Origin of the sequence: Stenotrophomonas sp. CASM106 (assembly GCF_049384825.1) — a bacterium.
In the GTDB taxonomy this organism is placed as follows: domain Bacteria; phylum Pseudomonadota; class Gammaproteobacteria; order Xanthomonadales; family Xanthomonadaceae; genus Stenotrophomonas; species Stenotrophomonas muris.
In genome coordinates this window covers 1-425 of record NZ_JBMRFS010000073.1, presented here as the reverse complement: position 1 = coordinate 425, position 425 = coordinate 1, and the positions used below count along the sequence as shown (strand labels likewise).

Annotated in this window: 1 pseudogene; it reads left to right on the top strand. The window is 68.7% G+C overall.

Going from position 1 to position 425, the window contains the following annotated elements:
• A pseudogene (locus VG556_RS22595) lies at positions 1 to 425 on the top strand (hypothetical protein); the annotation flags it as partial.

The window sequence follows — 425 nt, the reverse complement described above, 5'->3', positions numbered from 1 at the left end:
CATCTATGGCTTCAGTGACCGGGTGATGGGCCAGGTCAATCTGAGTGCCTCGCGCTCCGAATCCGGCAGTGCGCGCAGCAGCGGCTTCCGCGCCGGTGACACCACCGCACGCCTGCAGTATCTGCTGCAGGCGCCGAATGCCGATGGCACCCGTCCGGCCATCTCGGTCGCGCTGGTGCAGCGTTTCAGCACCGGCAGCCATGACCGTATCACCGGCAATCCGCTGGATGCACAGGGCGACGGCGTTCAGCGCACCACCGCGGCGCTGGGCGTGCAGCAGGTGGTATGGCTGGGCAATGACCGCCCCGTGCGCTGGCGCGCCCAGCTCAGCGCCGGGCCGGCACCGTCGCGCACTGCCATTTCCGGCACCAGCGTGTACGGCACCGATGACAGCTTCCAGGGGCACATTTCGCGCGGCTCGGTAC